12 protein-coding genes are annotated in these 19,715 nt (G+C 63.0%); 10 read left to right on the top strand and 2 right to left on the bottom strand.

The genetic code is table 11. The annotated features are described in order from the left end of the window. Positions 1 to 83: 83 nt before the first annotated feature. From BLU01_RS12045 to BLU01_RS12030, 4 genes are read left to right on the top strand one after another with little or no spacing between them, the layout of a single operon-like run. Complete coding sequence (locus tag BLU01_RS12045; protein WP_092275314.1) at positions 84 to 872, top strand: efflux RND transporter periplasmic adaptor subunit; 789 nt, start codon at positions 84 to 86, stop codon at positions 870 to 872. Beyond that, entirely contained in the window at positions 869 to 2,188 is a 1,320-nt protein-coding gene (locus BLU01_RS12040) for an efflux RND transporter periplasmic adaptor subunit (RefSeq protein ID WP_092275311.1), read from the top strand. Before BLU01_RS12045 ends, BLU01_RS12040 begins: the two co-directional genes overlap by 4 nt. Then, positions 2,189 to 4,285 (top strand): efflux RND transporter periplasmic adaptor subunit, encoded by a 2,097-nt coding sequence (locus BLU01_RS12035; RefSeq protein ID WP_092275308.1) that lies wholly within the window; start codon positions 2,189 to 2,191, stop codon positions 4,283 to 4,285. It abuts the gene before it with no gap. Positions 4,286 to 4,302: 17 nt separating this feature from the next. Beyond that, a complete protein-coding gene (locus BLU01_RS12030) occupies positions 4,303 to 4,830 on the top strand; it encodes a GNAT family N-acetyltransferase (protein ID WP_092275306.1) in 528 nt (175 codons plus the stop codon). Here BLU01_RS12030 and BLU01_RS12025 read toward each other — a convergent pair. Together BLU01_RS12025 and BLU01_RS12020 are read right to left on the bottom strand one after the other, a co-directional pair. Then, on the bottom strand, positions 4,823 to 5,134 hold the full coding sequence (locus BLU01_RS12025; RefSeq protein ID WP_092275303.1) for a hypothetical protein: 312 nt from the start codon (positions 5,132 to 5,134) through the stop codon (positions 4,823 to 4,825). The two genes, BLU01_RS12030 and BLU01_RS12025, sit on opposite strands and share 8 nt — an antisense overlap. A gap of 78 nt (positions 5,135 to 5,212) precedes the next feature. Continuing rightward, positions 5,213 to 5,836: a phage tail protein gene (locus tag BLU01_RS12020; RefSeq protein ID WP_092275300.1), complete on the bottom strand. Its 624-nt coding sequence runs from the start codon at positions 5,834 to 5,836 to the stop codon at positions 5,213 to 5,215. Positions 5,837 to 6,262: 426 nt separating this feature from the next. Here BLU01_RS12020 and BLU01_RS12015 point away from each other — a divergent pair, with 426 nt between their 5' ends. From BLU01_RS12015 to BLU01_RS11990, 6 genes are all read left to right on the top strand, one after another. Beyond that, entirely contained in the window at positions 6,263 to 7,099 is an 837-nt protein-coding gene (locus tag BLU01_RS12015; RefSeq protein ID WP_092275297.1) for a sulfotransferase family protein, read from the top strand. Positions 7,100 to 7,207: 108 nt separating this feature from the next. Further along, positions 7,208 to 15,700: an Ig-like domain-containing protein gene (locus BLU01_RS12010; RefSeq protein ID WP_456238997.1), complete on the top strand. Its 8,493-nt coding sequence runs from the start codon at positions 7,208 to 7,210 to the stop codon at positions 15,698 to 15,700. A 42-nt stretch (positions 15,701 to 15,742) separates the two neighbouring features. Then, on the top strand, positions 15,743 to 17,257 hold the full coding sequence (locus tag BLU01_RS12005) for a TolC family protein (protein WP_092275291.1): 1,515 nt from the start codon (positions 15,743 to 15,745) through the stop codon (positions 17,255 to 17,257). Further along, positions 17,241 to 17,846, top strand: a complete 606-nt coding sequence (gene cysC, locus BLU01_RS12000) for an adenylyl-sulfate kinase (protein ID WP_092275287.1) — start codon at positions 17,241 to 17,243, stop codon at positions 17,844 to 17,846. The genes BLU01_RS12005 and cysC overlap by 17 nt, the downstream gene beginning before the upstream one ends. Next, positions 17,843 to 18,628: an aspartyl/asparaginyl beta-hydroxylase domain-containing protein gene (locus BLU01_RS11995; RefSeq protein ID WP_092275284.1), complete on the top strand. Its 786-nt coding sequence runs from the start codon at positions 17,843 to 17,845 to the stop codon at positions 18,626 to 18,628. The genes cysC and BLU01_RS11995 overlap by 4 nt, the downstream gene beginning before the upstream one ends. Continuing rightward, entirely contained in the window at positions 18,616 to 19,611 is a 996-nt protein-coding gene (locus BLU01_RS11990; RefSeq protein WP_092275281.1) for a sulfotransferase family protein, read from the top strand. The genes BLU01_RS11995 and BLU01_RS11990 overlap by 13 nt, the downstream gene beginning before the upstream one ends. The last annotated feature ends 104 nt before the right edge of the window (positions 19,612 to 19,715 follow it).

The following is a 19,715-nucleotide window of genomic DNA, read 5'->3' as shown; positions in this document are numbered from 1 at the left end:
ACATTTCCCCCCGATGATGGCTATTCGCTTGACGCTACCCGCCGCTGTCGTAGACTCCGGCAATCCGTCAGGGAGTAACGGCGATGCCACGTTTTTGTAGTTGGGTTCTGGGATTGACCTTTGTAACGTGCGCGGTACAGGCGCAAACGCCTGCGGCAGACGATCCGCTGCTGGATAGCTCGGCGGTTGCCAGTGCCGGTGCGGCGCCGGCCAGCAGTGAAGCGCGGGGTGTGTTGCGCGCTCGCGATCAGGCGGTGTTGGCGAGTGAGTTGCCGGGGCGGGTGGTCGAGTTGCCGTTCAGCGAGGGCGAGTCGTTCAAGAAGGGCGACACGCTGGCGAAGTTCGACTGTTCGGGTTTTCAGGCGCAGCTCAACGCGGCGCAAGCGGCCAGCCGTGGCGCCAGTGAAGAGTTGGCGCATAACCGGCAGTTGGCGGCGTTGAATTCGGTCGGGCGCTTTGAAGTGGCCCGGGCCGAAGCCAAGGTCAGCGAGACTCAGGCGCAGTCGCAGGTCTATCAGGTTCAGGTGCGGCGCTGCAGCGTGTTGGCGCCGTTTGACGGGCAGGTGGTCGAGCGCAAGGTCCAGCGTTATGAAAGCGTGGCGGCGGGCGCGCCGTTGCTGGACGTGGTCGACAATCGCACGCTGGAAATCCATCTGCTGATTCCTTCGCGCTGGATGGGCAAGCTCAAGCCCGGCCAGACCTTCAGTTTTGTTCCCGATGAAACCGGTCAACCGCTGGACGCCACGGTCAAGCGCCTCGGCGCGCGCATCGATGAAGGCAGTCAAACCTTGCTGCTGGTAGCGACGTTGCCCAATGCCAACGGATTATTGGCCGGCATGAGCGGTACGGCGCGTTTCGCGGAGCTTAAGTGAACGCGCCGCTGAGCGGCGGGGCAGAACAGGTCTTCGCCCGGTTTCTTGATCTTGAGCGCCAGACCCGCGCCGCGCGCACCTCGGCGCAGTTGGCCTACAGCCTGGTGAACGACGGCCAGGCGCTGTTTGGTTTTCGCCACGCGGCGCTGTTGATTGCCGGCAAGGTGCAAGCGGTGACCGGCGTCAGTGCGGTGGACCCGAACGCGCCGTTTGTGGCGTTCGTCGAGCAAGCGGTGGCGCAGCTGTTCAAGCGCGACGTGCTGAAACAGGCACGGGTGATCCCGCACGATGCTCTCAGCGAATCAATCCGCGCCGACTGGCAAAGCTTGTCGGCCGCCCAGGTGTTCTGGTTGCCGCTGGTCGATCACTCCGGCGCGGTGTTCGGCGGTTTATGGCTGGCCCGCGATAATCCCTGGAATCCTTCCGAACAAGTGCTGCTGTCGCAATTGGGCGACACCTACAGCCACGCCTGGCTGGCGCTGCAACCGCGCAAACCGTGGCGGCTGCGCTGGACGCGCAAACGTCAGATCGCGCTGGTGGCGGCGGCGCTGCTGTGTCTGCTGATCCCGGTGCGCCAATCGGTGCTGGCGCCGGCCGAAGTGGTGCCGCTGGGTGGCCGCGTGGTCGCCGCGCCGCTGGACGGGGTGATTGCCGAATTCCTGATCAAACCCAATCAAGCGGTGAAAACCGGCGACCTGCTGCTGCGCTTCGAAAGCACCACGCTCAAGGCTCAGGCTGATGTCGCGGAACGGGCACTCGGTGTGGCTGAAGCAGAACTCAGGGCCAATTCGCAGCGTTCGTTCGCCGACGCGGAATCGAGTTCGAAAATAGATTTGTTGGCGGCGCGGGTCGAGCAGAAACGCGCCGAACGCGATTACGCCCGCGAGTTGCTCAAACGCAGCGAAGTGCGCGCCGAACGCGACGGCATCGCGGTGTTTGCCGACGCCGAACGCTGGACCGGCAAACCGGTGCAAACCGGCGAGCGCTTGATGGAGATCGCCGACCCGAATCAGGCCGAATTGCGCATCGAATTGGCGGTGGGTGACGCCATTGCGCTGGAGCCGGGCGCGCAGGTTTCGCTGTTCCTCGACAGCGATCCGTTGCAGCGACATCGGGCTCGACTCGAACGCTCGGCTTATGAAGCGCAGCCGACGGCGGGCGGACAATTGGCTTATCGGCTGGACGCCAGTTTCGACGCAGTGCCACCCCGCATCGGCCTGCGTGGCACCGCGAAAATTTTCGGCGACCGCGCGCCGCTGGCGTTGTATTTGCTGCGGCGGCCGCTGGCCGGTTTGCGCCAAAGCGTGGGCCTGTAAATGAGCCTGCCGAGCCTGCGCGCCGACCTGCAATTGCAAGCGGCGGCCCCGGCCCTCGACGGTTCGCCGCGCTGGACCCTGGCCGATCCGGTGCGCGGGCGTTATTTCAAACTCGGCGCAGCGGCCATGCGTTTGCTCCGGCACTGGTCGCTGGGCGATCCCGAGCAAGTGCTGCGCGCGGCCAATCGCGAACCGGGTCTGCCGCTCGACGGCGCCGAGCTTGAGCAGTTACTGAATTTCCTGCGCGGGCATGATTTGATCAGCGCCCTCGACCCGCAACAACGGGCGAGCTACAGCCTGAAAACCGCCGCGCAGCGCCAGACGCTGTGGCAGATCCTTTTGCATCAGTACCTGTTTTTCCGCATTCCATTGTGGCGCCCGGACGTGTTTCTCAATCGTGCCTGGCCGTGGCTGCAGCGCTTCGGCCCCTATGCGTTGCGCATCGGTTTGCCGGCGACGCTGGCGCTCGGGGTGTTTCTGGTGTCGCGCGACTGGCAGCGCTTTATCGGCACGTTCCCGCACCTGTTCAGCCTCGGCGGTGCGCTGGCGTTCGGTGTGGCGCTGTTTTTCGCCAAGCTGTGCCACGAGTTCGGCCACGCGTTCATGGCCAAGCGCGCCGGTTGTCGGGTGCAAAGCATGGGCGTGGCGTTCATGGTGATGCTGCCGATGTTCTACACCGACGTCAGTGATGCCTGGCGGGTCAACGACCGGCGCGCGCGATTGTTTATCGGCGCCGGCGGGGTGTTTGCCGAATTGCTTCTGGCCTGCCTCGCATTGCTCGCCTGGTCGCTGCTGCCCGATGGCCCGGCGCGCACGGCGGCGTTCATGCTGGCGAGCGCGACGTGGATCACCACGTTGGTGATCAACCTCAACCCGTTCATGCGGTTTGACGGTTATTTTTTGCTCAGCGATTTCTGGGAGGTCGACAACCTCCAGGGCCGCGCGTTTGCCCTGTGCCGATGGCGTTTGCGCGAGGCGCTGTTTGGCTACGGCGCGCCGGCACCGGAACCGTGGTCGCCGTCGATGCAACGGCGTTTGCTGATTTGGGGTTACGGCGCGTGGCTGTGGCGCGCGGTGTTGTTTTTCGGAATTGCGCTGGCGGTCTATCACTTGTTTTTCAAGGTGCTGGGCATTTTCCTGATGTTCGTCGAATTGATCTGGTTCATTTTTTTGCCGATCGTTCGGGAGTGGCGCGAATGGTGGACGCGCCGCGATCAGGCGCATGCGCCGCGCGTGTTGCTCAGCGCGTTGGGGTTGCTGGCGATTGTTTTGCTGTTGGCGGTGCCGTGGCGCAGCGCCGTGGAATTGCCGTCGATGCTGGAGGCCGGGCGCGTCAGCACCTTGCATGCGCCGGTCGCTTCACGGGTCAAGCAAGTCAATGTGCGCGACGGGCAAATGGTCGCGCAGGGCGAGGTGTTGATTGAACTGGAATCGCCGGATCTCGATTCTCGCCAAGCCATCGTCCGCCGCGAAATCCAGATTCAGCAATTGCAGATGCGCCGTCAGGCCAGCCGCAGTGAAACCGTGGCCGATGCCGGGATCGTCGAGCAGCGTCTGGCCGAAGCGGTGGCCGAGTATCGCGGGTTGGCCGCGCAACGCGAGCGCTTGCTGATTCGGGCACCGCAGGCCGGCAAAGTGCGCGACGTGTTGCCGCAATTGAATGCCGGGCGCTGGTTATCGCCCAAGGAACCGCTGGCTCGCATCGTCGAACCCGGTGCGCGATTGCGCGGTTATCTGGCCGAAGCCGAGTTGTGGCGAATCGCGCCCGGCGCCGATGGCCGATTTATCGCCGAAGACCCGATGCACCCGGCTGTCGCCGTGCAATTGAGCGAAATCGACGCCAACGGCGCGCGGTTTATCGAGCAGGAAGCGTTGACCTCCGATCACCACGGGCCGATTGCCGTACGCCGAGATCAGAGCCAGCGCCCCGAGCCGGTGCAGGCGCAATACGCGGTGCGCATGACGCCGCTGGACAACATTGCCGCGCCGACCCAGCCGCTGCGCGGCGTGGTGGTGATGCAAGGTCGCAGTGAATCGTTGTTGGGGACTGCCTGGCGCCGGTTGGCGGCGTTGGGGGTGAGGGAGAGTGGTTTCTAGCGCAGGGAGACTTGGCAATGCTGAACAATAATTCCAAAGACGTCGGTGATCTGGTGGTGCGCCCATCGGCGGCCAGCGACGGGCCGTTTTTGCACAGTTTGTACCGCGCCGCGCGCCCCGATCTGCAATGGATCGATGGCGAGCAGGAGTTGGTCGAGGAAGTGGTCGCTCAACAAATGCGCGTGCAGGAACAAGGCACCGGCGAGTCTTACCCGAACGCGATGCACTTTGTCGTTGAAAAACTCGGCACGCCGATTGGTGCGTTGACCGCCGATTTCGGCACCAACGAAATTCGTGTGTTGTACCTGGCGTTCATTCCCGCCGCGCGCGGCAAAGGTCATGGGCGCACGGTGTTGCAAGGTGTGCAGAAAGCCGCCGAACAGGTGCGCTGCCCGGTGGCGACGGTGGTCTGGGCGAATAACCCGCATGCGCGCCGGCATTATCTGGCGCTGGGGTTTCAGGTCGAGGAAAGCAACGTCGCGGCCGAGCGGCTGGTCTGGTATCCGGGCCAGCCGCAGTCAGCTCAAAACGGGCTGCTCAGTTAACGGTGATGTCGAAGTAAATGTGCCCGGCGGCGCGCCCAAGCTCCGGGGTGCGCGAAACGACAATGCCTTCAATCAGGCCCAGCTCCGGCAGTTCGATGGCGCAAGGGCCGTCGATGAAAGAGGTTTGCGCCGGGCTGCTCAGTTCCACCCCGAACGGCATTCGCCCAGTGGCCGACATGCGCGCATTGGGCTTGTCGACCACCGACACGATCGTCACGGGAATCTGGCTGCCATCGCTGAGATAAAGCGCTTTGGAGGTGCCGAGCAACTCGCGGAAGTGCTCGCCGGTAATCTGATCAAGCATCAATCTGCTCCCTGAAAATCACTGAAAAATCCTCTGAACAAAAAAACTGGGTCGGGGCCATTGGCCCCGATGCCAGAGTCAGTTGCGCGAAGGGAAAAGACCTTGCAGGGCGACGCAGAAGTTCAGCACCAGTACCGGGTTGACGATGCCCAGCGGTGTGCCGCTGCCGATTGGTTGCGCGGTGGCGGTGACATTCACGGTGCCGCCGATGGTGCTGTCGACACCTTTGAGCGCGACCGGATTGGCGCCGAGTGCGGTCGAGAAAATCGCCGCAGAGCTTGGCCCTGCCGCCGCCGAAGCGCCAATGTAGGCGTTGTCGTTCGACGGTGTGGTGGTCGCCGTGCTGGGAACGCTGGCGAGGTTGACCGTGGTAGTGGTGGTCAGCGCCGATGTGGCGGTGGCGGTGATGACAGGCGCGTGCGGCGGCAGGTTAGCTACGAGAACGTTGGTGTTTTCGGTGCCAATCACTTGGCCGATCACCCGATTGGTAAGGTTGACGCCTTGGCCCTGGTGCATCGGCAAACGCCCGCACAGGTTTGGCAGCATGAAAGTGGTCGAGCCATTGCCACCGTAGGTGACGCCCAGCAACGCGTAGAGCGCCTGGTACTGGTTGAGCGGTAGCGTCTGCCCGTTGGCTTGCATCCAGCCACTTGGCGCAAAAGGGAAACCGAAGGGAAGAATCGTTCCGAGAAACACGTCCATAGTCGTTTTATCCATGAGTTTTTTGGAAGGAGAGACGTACTGGCACGAAGCTACCGCCCGAGCCAGTGCTCAGCGTAGACGCTGTTGCAAAAGTCGCACGCAATTGGCGAGGAGTTGGTTGAGGACGGGGGATTGCGGTCCGGGGTTGCTCGCGAGGGTGGTGGTTTAGCGGCAGTGTTTCGACTGTCAGAGCGCTTTCGCGAGCAAGCTCAGCTCCTACAAGGGATCGGCGGCGGATCGGCGATGGGGCGTGCGGTTAAGGTTTTTTTCAGACTGCGAAAAAACGCCGAAGCGTCTAGGTCGATATTTGTGAAGGAACGGGGGTTTTTTAGCTTCTAATTGATATCAAAACACCACTATCCGATCCGGCATCTGATGTATTACGCTCATCCTCCAAAGGGATTTTTCACACATCAGGGTGAAGGGATGCAGCAGTTTCACTTTATCTCGGGGCTGCCTCGCTCAGGGTCGACCCTGCTCTCCGCCATTCTTTTGCAAAACCCGCGTTTTCACGCCGGGATGAGTAGCCCGGTCGGCACGCTATTCACCAGTGTTCTTGAACAATGCAGCGCCGGCAGCGAGTTCGGCGCGGTGATCGACACCCCTTTGCGTCGGCGCCTGTTGCGCGGATTGTTCGATTCCTACTACGCCGATCAGGCCGACAAACCGGTGGTTTTCGACACCAACCGGCAGTGGTGCGCGCGCTTGCCGGCGCTGCAAGACCTGTTTCCCCAAGCCAAAACCATTGCCTGCGTGCGCAACGTTGCCTGGGTGATGGACAGCCTTGAACGCCTGTACCGCGCCAACCCGTTCGAGAACACCAAGCTGTTCAACGACGAAACCGAGCGCAATACCGTCTACAGCCGCTGCGAAACCCTGGCCCAGCGCAATCGCCTGGTCGGGTTTGCCTGGACCGCGCTCAAGGAAGCCTATTACGGCGAAAACGCCGAATCGCTGCTGATCGTTGATTACGACCTGCTCAGCCAGGCGCCGGAGCGCGTGCTGCGGCTGGTCTACGAATTCATCGGCGAGCCGTGGTTCGAGCATGACTTCAACAACCTCGTGTACGACGCGCCCGAGTTCGATCAGGCGCTGGGCGTGGCGGGGTTGCATCGGGTCAAACGCAAAGTGGCGCTGGAGTCGAGGCGCACGATTTTGCCGCCGGACTTGTTCGACAAATATGCAGAGCTGTCCTTTTGGCACGATGGGTCATCCAGCGCCGCCAATGTCATTCGTATGAAATCCGATGCCGCGATCAATTGATCGCGGTTTTTTATGGCGGCAGTAAAAGTTCGAGTTCGGGTGAGCAGCATGTGGTGGAAAAACGGCAAATCGCAAAAGGCCCAAGGCGCACGCGTACTGGCTTCGCCGATGATCATGTCCTTGGAACCGCGCATGCTGTTCGACGGCGCGGTCGCGGCGACAGTCGCCGACGCGGCGCAGGCCGATAGCCAAGCCACCGCCGACGCGGCCAAGGCACCCACCGCCGATCACCCGACGGCGAGCAAAGACACACATGGCCAGGCCGACAACACCTCGGCCGCGACCCCGGCTGCCGCTTCGCTGACCGCCGTTCCGGGGCAAAGCGTGGTGTTTGTCGATTCACGCATCAAGGACACCGATAGCCTGCTCAAGGGTGTGGCGCCCGGCACGGAAGTGGTCACGCTGGACGCGAGCAAGGATGGCTTGCAGCAAATCGCCGCTTATCTGGACACGCATCAGGGCGTGAGCTCGGTGCAAATCATCGCCCACGGCAATGCCGGCGATCTGTGGTTGGGCAACAGTTACTTGTCGGCCGACAACGTCAACGAACGCAGCGCCGTGCTGGCCGAAATCGGCAAAGACCTCAACGTCGGTGGCGACATCCTGATTTACGCCTGCAACACCGGCGCCGGCGAGCGTGGCGTGAGTTTTGTCGACTCGCTGGCGCAGCTCACCGGGCGCGACATCGCTGCGTCGACCAACCGCACCGGCGTGGGCGGCGACTGGGATCTGGAAATCGCCACCGGCACGATTGAAAGCCGCAGCGTGCTGTCCTCGGCATCGCTGGCCGGTTATCAGTACAGCCTGGCGACGCTGACCGTGGTCAACAACGCCGACAGCGGCGTCGGTTCGTTGCGTACTGCCCTGTCCAGTGCGGTGGCCGGCGATACCGTGACCTTCAGCACCGGCATGACCGTCGCGCTGAACTCGCAACTGACCCTGACCAAAAACGTCATCATCGACGGTGACCTGAATAACGACGGCGTGGCCGAAGTCACCCTCGACGGCCAGTACAAAACCCGCGTGTTGCAGGTCAATTCCGGCGTCACCGCTACCCTTGACGGCTTGGTGATCACCAAAGGCATGGTCGCCGGTGTAGGCGCGGCGGCGGGCACGGACGGTGCCGGGGCGATGGGCGGCGGGATTCTCAACTCCGGCAACCTGACCCTCAGAAACGTCACCGTCACCGAAAACGCGGCCTCGGGCGGCGGCGGTGGCGGTGGCGTCACTGCGCCTTATGGCGGCGGTGCGGTCGGCGGTGGCGGTGGTGGCGGCGGCTCGCTCGGTGGCCAAACCGGTGGTCGTGGTGGCGCCGCCGGTTTCGGCACTGGCGTTTATGCCGGTACGGCCGGCGGGGCGGGCAGTGGCGGTAATGGCGGCACCTACAACTCCGATTACATGGGCGGCAGAGGCGGGACCACCGTCGGCGGCGCCGGCGGCATTGGCGCGTCCAATTACAGCAGCGGCGGCGCTGGCGGCACGGCGAGCAACGGCACCGTGTCCATCGGCGGCGGTGGCGGTGGCTCTGGTTGGGACCGTCCCGGCCGGGCCGGCTCGTCGGCATCCGGCGGTATCTACAACGCCTCGACCGGCACCCTGACGGTTGTCGGTACGTCCGTCATCTCCAATAACGTCGCGGCGGGTGGCGGCGGTGGCGGTGGCGGTGGCCTGGGCGGCTCCTCTGACAACGGTGGCGCGGCCGGCAAAGGCGTCGGCGCGATCTGGAACAAAGGCACGCTGCTGATGACGGCGGCCAACTTTGGCGCCCTGGCCGGTAACGCCGGCGGCAGCGGCGCGGGTGGCCTGGCGGCGGGCGGCGGCAGTACGGGCAGCGTCCCGGCGGCGGTGAACAACATCTTCAACGACGGCGGCGTGGTCGATACCAACTACTTGCCGGATGTCACGCCACCGACCGTGTCCAGCATCATCGTCGCCAACACCAACCTGAATTCCGGCGGCACCTCATTGGTGACCATCACCTTCAGTGAAGCGGTGAACGGTTTCACCAACGCCGACCTGACCGTCGCCAACGGCACGCTGAGCGCGGTGAGCAGCAGCGACGGCGGCATTACCTGGACTGCGACGTTGACGGCGGCGGGCAATATCAACGCGCCGACCAACGCCATCACCCTCAACACCCCGGGTGTCCAGGATCTGGCCGGCAACATCGGCACCGGCACCGGCACCTCCAACAACTACGTGATCAGCGACACCGTGGCGCCGACTGCGAGCATCGTCGTCGCCGACAACGCCCTGAACAGCAGCGAAACCTCGCTGGTGACTATCACCTTCAGTGAGGCCGTGACCGGTTTCACCAACGCCGACCTGACCATCGCCAACGGCACGCTCAGCGCGGTGAGCAGCAGCGACGGCGGCATCACCTGGACGGCAACCTTCACCCCAACCGCCGGCGTGACCGATAGCACCAACCTCATCACGCTGGACAAGACCGGCGTGCAAGACCTGTCCGGCAACGCCGGGCTTGGCGTCATCAACTCGAACAATTACGCGATCGACACCCAGCGCCCAACCGCGACGATCGTGATGGCGGACACCGCGCTGAGAATCGGCGATACCTCGCTGGTGACCATCACCTTCAGCGAAGCCGTAAGCGGTTTCACCAACGCTGATCTGACCCTCGTCAATGGCAGCATGACGGCGGTCAGCAGCAGCGACGGCGGCATCACCTGGACGGGCACCTTTACCCCGAGCGCGAGCATCACCGACACGAGCAACGTGATCACCCTGAACAATACCGGGGTCAGCGATCTGGCAGGCAACGCCGGCACGGGCACCACCGATTCCGCCAACTATACGGTCGACACCCAGCGCCCGACCGCGACCATCGTGCTCGCCGACAGCAACCTGAGCGCCGGTGAAACCTCGCTGGTGACTATCACCTTCAGCGAAGCGGTCAGCGGGTTTACCAACGCTGACCTGAGCATCGCCAACGGCACACTGAGCGCGGTGAGCAGCAGCGATGGCGGCATCACCTGGACTGCAACATTCACCCCGACTGCCGGTATCACTGACACAACCAACATCATCACCCTGGCCAACACTGGCGTGGCTGACCTGGCGGGTAACACCGGCAGCGGCACCAGCAACTCCGGCAATTACATCGTCGACACCGTGCGCCCGACCGCGACCATCGTCTTGGCCGACACCGCGCTGAAAATCGGCGACACCTCGCCGGTGACCATCACGTTCAGCCAAGCGGTTACCGGTTTCACCAACGCTGATCTGACCATCGCCAACGGCACGCTCAGCGCCGTGAGCAGCAGCGATGGCGGGATTACCTGGACGGCGACGTTCACCCCGACCGCCAGCATCACCGACGCGACTAACATCATCACCCTGGACAACACCGGCATTCAGGCCGCCAGTTCCGGCAACGTCGGCACGGGCGTCACCAACTCCGGCAACTACTCCGTCGACACCGTGCGCCCGACGGCGACCATTGTGTTGGCCGACACCGCGCTGAAAATCGGCGACACGTCGCTAGTGACCATCACCTTCAGTGAAGCCGTGAGCGGTTTCACCAACGCCGATTTGACCATTGCCAACGGCACATTGACGGCGGTGAGCAGCGCCGATGGCGGGATTACCTGGACCGCAACGTTCACGCCGACCACCAGCATCACCGACGCGACCAACCTGATCACCCTCGACAACACCGGCGTAGCCGACTTGGCGGGCAACGCCGGCAGCGGCACCACCGATTCCAATAATTACGCGATCGACACCCTGCGCCCGACAGCGACCATCGTCCTCGCGGACCCGGCCCTTAGCGTCGGCGAGACTTCGCTGGTGACCATCACCTTCAGCGAAGCGGTAAGCGGTTTCACCAACGCCGACCTGGCGATTGCCAACGGCACATTGACTGCCGTCAGCAGCGGCGACGGCGGCATCACCTGGACCGCGATTTTCACCCCGACCGCTGGCGTCAAAGACACGACCAACATTATTACCCTGGCCAACACCGGCATCGCTGACCTGGCTGGCAATGCGGGCACAGGCACCACCAACTCCGGCAACTACACCATCGACACCGTGGCGCCGACCGCGACAATCGTAGTCGCCGACAATGCGCTGAACATCGGCGAAACCTCGCTGGTGACCATCACCTTCTCCGAAGCCGTGACCGGATTCACCAACGCCGACTTGACCATCGCCAACGGCACGTTGACGGCGGTCAGCAGCGGCGATGGCGGCATCACTTGGACGGCGACCTTCTCCCCGACTAACGCCATCACTGATGTGAGCAACCTGATCACCCTGAACAACACCGGCGTACAAGCCGCTGTCTCTGGCAACGTCGGCGTCGGCAGCACCGACTCGAACAACTACGCCATCGACACCCAGCGTCCTACCGCGACCGTGGTCGTCGCCGACCCGACCCTGGCCCTCGGCCAGACTTCGGTGGTGACCATCACCTTCAACGAAGCGGTAACCGGCCTGACCCTTGCCGACTTCACCGTACAAAACGGCACCCTGAGCGGCCTGACCACCAGCGACAACATCACCTACACCGCGACCCTCACGCCGAGCGCCAGCGTCAACGACGCGACCAATATCATCACCCTGAACAACACCGGGGTCGCGGACGTGGCCGGCAACGCCGGGTCGGGCACCACCGATTCCAACAACTACGTGATCGACAGCCTGCGTCCAACCGCCACCATCGTCGTTGCCGACCCAACCCTGAGTGCCGGCGAAACCTCCTTGGTGACCATCACTTTCAGCGAGGCGGTCAGCGGTTTCGACAACAGTGATTTGAGCGTTCCCAACGGCACGCTGAGCGCGGTCAGCAGTAGCGATGGCGGCATTACCTGGACCGCGACCCTCACGCCAACGGTTGGCGTGCGTGACACCACTAACCTGATCAGTCTGAACAACGGCGGCGTGGCCGATCTCGCCGGCAACGCGGGTATCGGCATCACCAACTCGGCCAACTTCACGATCGACACCGTGCTGCCGACCGCCACCATTGTGGTCGCCGACACCGCACTGAACATCGGTGAAACCTCGCTGGTGACCGTCACGTTCTCGGAAGCGGTCAGCGGTTTCAGCAACGCCGATTTGACGATTGCCAATGGCACGCTCAGCGCGGTCAGCAGCAGTGATGGCGGGATTACCTGGACGGCCACTTTTACGCCGACCAACGCAATTACCGACACCAGCAACCTGATCACCCTGGACAACAGCGGCGTGGTCAATGCGTCCGGCAATGCTGGCGTCGGCTCCACCGATTCGAACAACTACGCCATCGACACCATGCGCCCAACCGCGACCATCGTTGTCGCCAACGACGCATTGGCGCTGGGCCAGACTTCGCTGGTGACCATCACCTTCAGCGAAGCCGTGAGCGGTTTCACCAACGCCGATCTGAACGTTGCCAATGGCACGTTGAGCGCGGTCAGCAGCAGCGACGGTGGCGTGACCTGGACCGCGACGTTTACTCCGATCACCGGCATCAACGACACCAGCAACGTCATCACTCTGGACAACACCGGGATCGCAGATGCGGCGGGTAATGCCGGCAGCGGCAACACCGATTCCAACAACTACGTGATCGACTTCCTGCGTCCGACCGCCACTATCGTTCTTGCCGACCCGACTTTGAGCGCCGGCGAAACCTCGCTGGTGACCATCACTTTCAGCGAGGCGGTCAGCGGTTTCGACAACAGCGATTTGAGCGTCCCGAACGGCACGCTGAGCGCGGTCAGCAGTAGCGATGGCGGCATTACCTGGACCGCCACGTTCACCCCGACAGTCGGCGTCAAAGACACCACTAACCTGATCACCCTGAACAATGCCGGCGTGACCGACATTGCCGGTAACGCGGGCGTTGGCGTCAGCAACTCGGCCAACTTCACCATCGACACCGTGCTGCCGACCGCCTCCGTTGTGGTTGCTGACAACGCACTGAGCGTGGGTGAAACGTCGCTGGTAACCATCACTTTCAGCGAAGCGGTCAGCGGATTCAGCAACGCCGATTTGACCGTTGCCAACGGCACACTCAGCGCGGTCAGCAGCAGCGATGGCGGGATTACCTGGACCGCTACTTTCACGCCGACCGATGCGATAACCGACACCACAAACCTGATCACCCTCGACAACAGCGGCGTGCAAAATGCCTCGGGTAACGCTGGCGTCGGCACCACCGACTCGAACAACTACGCAATCGACACCGCGCGCCCAAGCGCAACCATCGTTGTTGCCAACGATGCATTGGCGCTGGGCCAGACTTCGCTGGTGACCATCACCTTCAGCGAAGCCGTGAGCGGTTTCACCAACGCCGATCTGAACGTTGCCAATGGCACGTTGAGCGCGGTCAGCAGCAGCGACGGCGGCGTGACCTGGACCGCCACGTTCACCCCGATTACCGGCATCAACGACGCTAGCAACGTCATCACACTGAACAATGCCGGCGTCATCGATCTGGCCGGTAACGCTGGGGCGGGCCTGACCGATTCCAACAACTATGTGATCGACAGCGCGCCTCCAACCGCGACCATTGTGTTGAGCGACACCACGCTGAAACCCGGCGAAACTTCGCTGGTGACCATCACTTTCAGTGAAGCCGTGAGCGGTTTTGACAACGCCGATTTAAGCGTCGCCAACGGCACACTGAGCGCGGTCAGCAGCAGCGACGGCGGGATCACCTGGACCGCCACGTTCACCCCGACCGCCGGCATCACCGACGCCAGCAACCTGATCAGCCTGAACAACAGCGGCATCGCCGATCTGGCCGGCAACACCGGCGCCGGCACCACCGATTCCGCCAATTACGTGGTCGAAACCCAAGTGCCGACCGCGACCATCGTCGTCGCCGATAACGCCCTCAAGGCTGGCGAAACGTCGGTGGTGACCATCACCTTCAGCGAAGCGGTCAGCGGTTTCAGCAACGCCGACCTGAGCATCGCCAATGGCACGTTGAGCAATGTGTTGTCGAGCGACGGCGGCATCACTTGGATCGCGACGTTCACGCCCACCGAAAACATCACCGATACGAGCAACCTGATCAGCCTCGACAACAGCGGCGTGATCAACGCATCGGGCAACAGCGGTGTGGGCAGCTCCGATTCCAACAACTATGCGATCGACACCGCGCGGCCAACCGCGACCATCGCCGTCGCGGATAACCGTTTGGGCATTGGCCAGACCACCACGGTGACGATCACGTTCACCGAGGCCGTTGCCGGTTTCGACCTCTCGGACCTCAGCGTCGCCAACGGCACGCTGAGCAATTTGCTCAGCAACGACGGCGGCAAGACCTGGATCGCGACGCTGACGCCGACCGCCAATATCAGCGACACCAGCAACCTGATCCTGCTCGACAGCAGCAACGTGGTCGACGCCGCAGGCAATGCTGGCGCGGGGATCGCCATCTCCAACAACTACACGCTGGACGCGACGCGCCCGACCGCAACCATCGTCGTCGCCAACCCGAACCTGGGCATCGGCCAGAGCTCTTTGGTGACCATCACTTTCACTGAAACCGTCAGTGATTTTGATCTCTCGGACCTCAGCGTGACCAACGGCGAGCTGACCAATCTGGCCAGCAGCGACGGCGGTAAAACCTGGACCGCGACCTTCACGCCGACCGCGAATATCAGCGACCCGAGCAACTTCATCGCGCTCGACACCAGCAACGTTGCCGACCTCTCCGGCAACAGCGGCGCGGCCGTTGCGGTGTCCAACAACTACGTGATCGACGGCGAGCAGCCGAGCGCCACGGTGGTGGTCGCCAACCCGAACCTGGGCCTCGGCCAGACCTCGCTAGTGACCTTCACCTTCAACGAAGCGGTAAGCGATTTTGACCTCTCCGACGTCAGCGTGGCCAACGGCGCTTTGTCCGATCTGGCCAGCAGTGACGGCGGCAAAACCTGGACCGCGACGCTGACCCCGATCGGTAACTTGAGCAACGCCAACAACGCGATCAGTTTGAACCTCGCCGGCGTCACCGATGGTTCCGGCAACGCCGGCAGCGGCACCACTCAATCCAACGGATATGCGATCAACACCGTGACCGCGCCGTCGACCACGGTTGTGGTGGTCCCGCCGGATCCGGAGTTCCGGGTCTCGCAACCGGTGGTGGTGATTGATCAACCGCGTATGCCGCTGCAACCGATGATCTTCGCCGCGCCGACCGGCACGCTCGCTTCGCCGCTGACCTTTGCGCCGTTGTTCGAAGATCGGGTCTTGGGCGACGGCATTCGCCCGCTCGGGGATATTTTCATCAATCGCGGCGCATTGGCGCCGAGCTACCTGGCGCAAGTGTTCGGCAGCAGCGACAGTGCGGGCGACGGTTCCGGCCACGGCTTTCTCGGGTTTGGCGGCGGCGATGGCGGGGTGTTTGGCAGCAGCACGCTGTCGAGCCTGTTCCATCAGGACAGCGACAACGGGCGCGATTCGTTGAACGTTTTCGGCAGCCGTTCGATCAGCAGCGGCGATGTTTCCCAAGGGCTGCGCGGGGTGTTCGGCGCGCCGTCGCTGACTCAGCAATTACAGGAAATCAAAGACACCGAGCAACGGCAGGTCGATAGCCTGGCCGCAGCTTTGCACCACGTCGGCATCAGCGAAATGCAGGCTTGAACCACACCATAATTCAGTGCGGCACCTAGGGGCGATCCAGGGATGAAAAGAAGTCATAAGCTATTCGGCGCCAGCCTGCTGGCGCTGGCAATCAGCGGTTGTGCAGTGAAGAGCGATCCGATTGAGCGCAGCGTCAGTGAGCAACGTGCCAGAAGCGATATGCAGAACATGTTCACCGGTCAGGAGCCGCTCAGCGGCCCGTTGACCTTGCACCAGGCGATGGCTCGCGCGGTGAAGTACAACCTCGAAGGCCGGCTGAAAATCATGGAAGAGGCCCTGGCCAAACGCCAACTCGACCTCGCCAGTTTCGACATGCTGCCGCGCATGGCGCTCGACGCTGGTTACGCCGGGCGCAGCAACCAGGGCGCATCGAGCAGCCAAAGCGTGCTGACCGGCACTCAGTCGCTGGAACCGTCGACCTCGCAGGACCGCGACCGCCGCGTCGCCGACCTGACCATGGTGTGGAACGTCCTCGATTTCGGCGTCAGCTACATCAGCGCCAAGCAGCAGGGCGACCAACGCCTGATCGTCCAGGAACGTCGGCGCAAAGTCATCAACACCATCGTGCAGGACGTACGCTCGGCGTATTGGCGTGCGGTGGCTGCCGAACGTCTGCTGACGCAGATTGACAGCCTCGCGGCGCGGGTCGATACCGCGCGCAAAAACAGTCAGAGCATGAGCGATCAGCGCATCGGCGACCCAGTGGTTGCGCTGGGTTATCAGCGTTCGCTGATCGAGGCGACGCGTCAGTTGCAAGAGCAGCGCCGCGCGTTATCGCTGGCGAAAACCGAGCTGTCGACCCTGATCAACCTGCCGATGGGCACTGACCTGAAATTGGCCACGCCGGACGACTACACGATTCCGCAATTGAAAGTCGCCATGACCAGCCTCGAACACGAAGCGCTGGCCAGCCGTCCAGAGCTGCGCGAGCAGGATTACCAGACGCGCATCAGCACCGCCGAAACCCGCAAAGCCATGTTGCGCCTGTTGCCGGGGCTGGAGTTTTCCGCTGGCGGGCACTACGACAGCAACTCGTTTCTGGTCAACGACAAGTGGGCGGACTACGGCGTCAAACTGACCTGGAACCTGTTTAACGTGATCTCCGCGCCGGCGGCAATCAACGTCGCCAAGGCTGGTGAAGAAGTCGCCAAGGCACGGCGTCAGGCGATGTCGATTGCGGTGCTGGCGCAGCTCTACGTGGCCAACGCGAATTATCAGGAAGCGCTGCATCAGTTCCAGACCAACCAGGAGCTGTCGAGCATCGACGGGCAGATTCTCGGTCAGTTGCGCAACCGCCATCAGGCTGCCGGCCTCGGTGAACTGGACCTGATTCAAGGTGAATTGAACACCTTGCAAGCGGACCTGCGACGCGACTTGTCGTACGCCGATTTGCGCAACGCGTACGGGCAGATCTTCGCCAGCGCCGGGCTCGATCCGATGCCGGATGAAGTGCAATCCACCGAAGTGCAGTCGATCGCCAATGCGTTGGCCAGTCGCGAAGCCGCGTGGGCGTCGGGCAACATTGCCGTGCCGGTGGCCAGTGTCCCGGCCGAATAACCTGCTGGCGCCGACCGCCAGCATCAGCCGTGCACAACGCGAGGCGCGCAACGGCCATCGCGGCACGGCGATTTTGCTCACCGGGTTGCCCGCGGCGGGCAAATCGACCCTGGCCCAGGCGTTGCACGCCGCGTTGTTCGAGCGCGGCGTGCAAAGCGTGGTACTCGATGGCGACGGGTTGCGCGTCGGACTCAATCGCGATTTGGGATTTGCTGACAGCGACCGTCAGGAAAACATCCGTCGTGCCAGTGAACTGGCGGCGTTGCTGGTCGAGAACGGGCAGATTGTGATTCTGGCGATGATCGCGCCGTTGCTCGAATTGCGCGAAATCTTCGCCCAGCGCCTCGGCGCGGATTACCACGAAGTCTGGTGCAGCGCCTCGCTTGTGGTGTGCGAGCAGCGCGACCCGAAAGGTCATTACGCTCGCGCTCGTCGCGGCGATCTGGCGGGGTTCACCGGCGTTTCCGCGCCGTACCAGTCGCCACTCTCGGCCGCGCTGGTGCTCGACACCGGCGGACAATCGGTCGAGGCCTGTCTGCAGCGCTTGCTGACTTGGCTGGGCGACTGCGCGGTGCTGCCAGCACCATGAGTCGCGCGGCGTTTTCGCGCTTGCCGGTGACGGTGGATTTGCCGTTGCTGTTGCAGGCGTTGGCGGCGATTGGCGAGGAAGAATGGCGCGGTCATTTCAACAGTGCTTTCTACGCCGGCGACTGGAGCGGCGTGGCGCTGATTTCCGCGGCTGATGCGCTGACCGAGTTATCGCCGGGCCTTGGCCAGCCGCTGCTGCGCGCACCGTGGCAGCGTGATGGGCGCTGGCCGCAGGGCTTGCGCGATTTGCCGTTGGAAATCGTCTCGGCGCGTCTGTTGCGGCTAGGTCCGGGCGGGCAAATTCATGAACATCGCGACTATGATCTCGCTGAACCGGATGCGGATCTGCGTTTGCATATTCCGCTGTTGAGCCCGGCGCACGTGGACTTTTTCCTTGATGGCCAGCGCATGCCGATGGCGGCGGGGGAATGCTGGTTTCTCGACCTGGCGCGGCCGCATCGCGTGGACAATCGCGACTGCTCGGCCCGCGTGCATCTGGTCCTCGATTGCCGGCCCGGCGCGTGGTTGCAGCAGGCGATTAGCGAGGGTTTGGCGACGACGCCTGCGCCGGATACTCGGCCGGGGGATTTGCTGGCGTTTCAGCAGCTGGTGGCGGGTGATTTGCAACTGTCGCAAGCGTTACAGGGTTTGACCGACAGCGAAGTGTTCATAGCCCGCACGCTGGCGCTGGCCGCCGAACGCGGCTTGGTGTTTTCCCGCGAAGAATTGCGCGCGGCAATGCGCAACGGACGTCGGCAATGGAATGAACAATGGAACGCTTGAACCTGCAAGGCTGGCTGCCGATTCGGATCTGGCAGCAGGCCGGCGAATGGCTGGTTGATTGGTGCTGGTTTGGTGATACGCCGCTGCATCAGCCGTTCTTTCGCGAAGCGGTGGACGCTGCGCTGCGCCTGCCGTTCAACCAGGCATTTCGGCGGCAGACGCCGTTAGCCGTGCTCGGTGAGTGGCGGGCGATCAGCCCTGGATTGGCGCCGAGTGCGTTTATCTTTCACGCGTCGCGTTGTGGCTCGACGCTGATCAGCCAAATGCTCGCCCAACTCGACAATCACATTGTCATCAGCGAACCGCCGCCGCTGGACACGCTGCTGCGCAGTGACTTGCCGGCGGCTGAGCATCGCAGCGCGATTGCAGGTTTATTGTCGGCGTACGGCCAGCGTCGGCGCGGCGTGGAGCAGCGGCTGGTGATCAAACTGGACGCCTGGAACATCGCCGAGCTGCCGCTGTTGCGTGAATGTTTTGCGCAAACGCCGTGGATGTTTTTGTCCCGCGATCCGCTGGAAATCGCCGTTTCGCATGCGCGCCGTCCGGGCATGCACATGGTGCCGGGGATGATTGGCGCCAGCGGGCTGGATGATGGATTGCCGTTTGATGGCCGCGAGGCCTACATCGCGCGACGGCTGGGGCGATTGCTGGAAATGGCGGCCGCGCATTGCCGGGACTATGAAGGGTTGGCGGTGAATTACCGCGAATTACCTGGAGCGATGGCGGGCCGATTGGCCGAGTTTTTTGCGTTGGATGCGGTTCAGCGCGAGCAGGTGTTTGCAGCGGTCGGGCGGCACGCGAAACAGCCGACCGAAGTATTTGTCGGCGATAGCCAAAGTAAACGGCGCGAGGCCTCGCCACAGCTGCGCGAAAGCGTGGAGCGCTGGGCGCGCGGGCCTTACGAGGCGCTGGGCGGCGGGTTTTCTGTCGACAGTGACGACGCCATCGCGAGCAGGCTCGCTCCTACAATTGATCTGCAGTGAACCCAAAATTTCGTGCACGTCCCATAACCCTGTAGGAGTGAGCCTGCTCGCGATAGCAACAGTCAATCCAACACAACCCCGCCTGACCACACTCCCAAAATTGC

This window comes from Pseudomonas prosekii, from assembly GCF_900105155.1.
Lineage (GTDB): Bacteria > Pseudomonadota > Gammaproteobacteria > Pseudomonadales > Pseudomonadaceae > Aquipseudomonas > Aquipseudomonas prosekii.
Note: the sequence above shows the minus strand (reverse complement) of the source record. Positions and strands in the feature narration are given on the sequence as shown.

Bases quoted from the DNA above. Each gene is read 5' to 3' on its own strand.
- BLU01_RS12025 (WP_092275303.1), bottom strand. From the start codon at position 5,134: ATGCTTGATCAGATTACCGGCGAGCACTTCCGCGAGTTGCTCGGCACC.
- BLU01_RS12005 (WP_092275291.1), top strand. From the start codon at position 15,743: ATGAAAAGAAGTCATAAGCTATTCGGCGCCAGCCTGCTGGCGCTGGCA.
- BLU01_RS12020 (WP_092275300.1), bottom strand. From the start codon at position 5,836: ATGGACGTGTTTCTCGGAACGATTCTTCCCTTCGGTTTCCCTTTTGCG.
- BLU01_RS11990 (WP_092275281.1), top strand. From the start codon at position 18,616: ATGGAACGCTTGAACCTGCAAGGCTGGCTGCCGATTCGGATCTGGCAG.
- BLU01_RS12030 (WP_092275306.1), top strand. From the start codon at position 4,303: ATGCTGAACAATAATTCCAAAGACGTCGGTGATCTGGTGGTGCGCCCA.
- BLU01_RS11995 (WP_092275284.1), top strand. From the start codon at position 17,843: ATGAGTCGCGCGGCGTTTTCGCGCTTGCCGGTGACGGTGGATTTGCCG.
- BLU01_RS12010 (WP_456238997.1), top strand. From the start codon at position 7,208: ATGATCATGTCCTTGGAACCGCGCATGCTGTTCGACGGCGCGGTCGCG.
- BLU01_RS12045 (WP_092275314.1), top strand. From the start codon at position 84: ATGCCACGTTTTTGTAGTTGGGTTCTGGGATTGACCTTTGTAACGTGC.
- BLU01_RS12035 (WP_092275308.1), top strand. From the start codon at position 2,189: ATGAGCCTGCCGAGCCTGCGCGCCGACCTGCAATTGCAAGCGGCGGCC.
- BLU01_RS12015 (WP_092275297.1), top strand. From the start codon at position 6,263: ATGCAGCAGTTTCACTTTATCTCGGGGCTGCCTCGCTCAGGGTCGACC.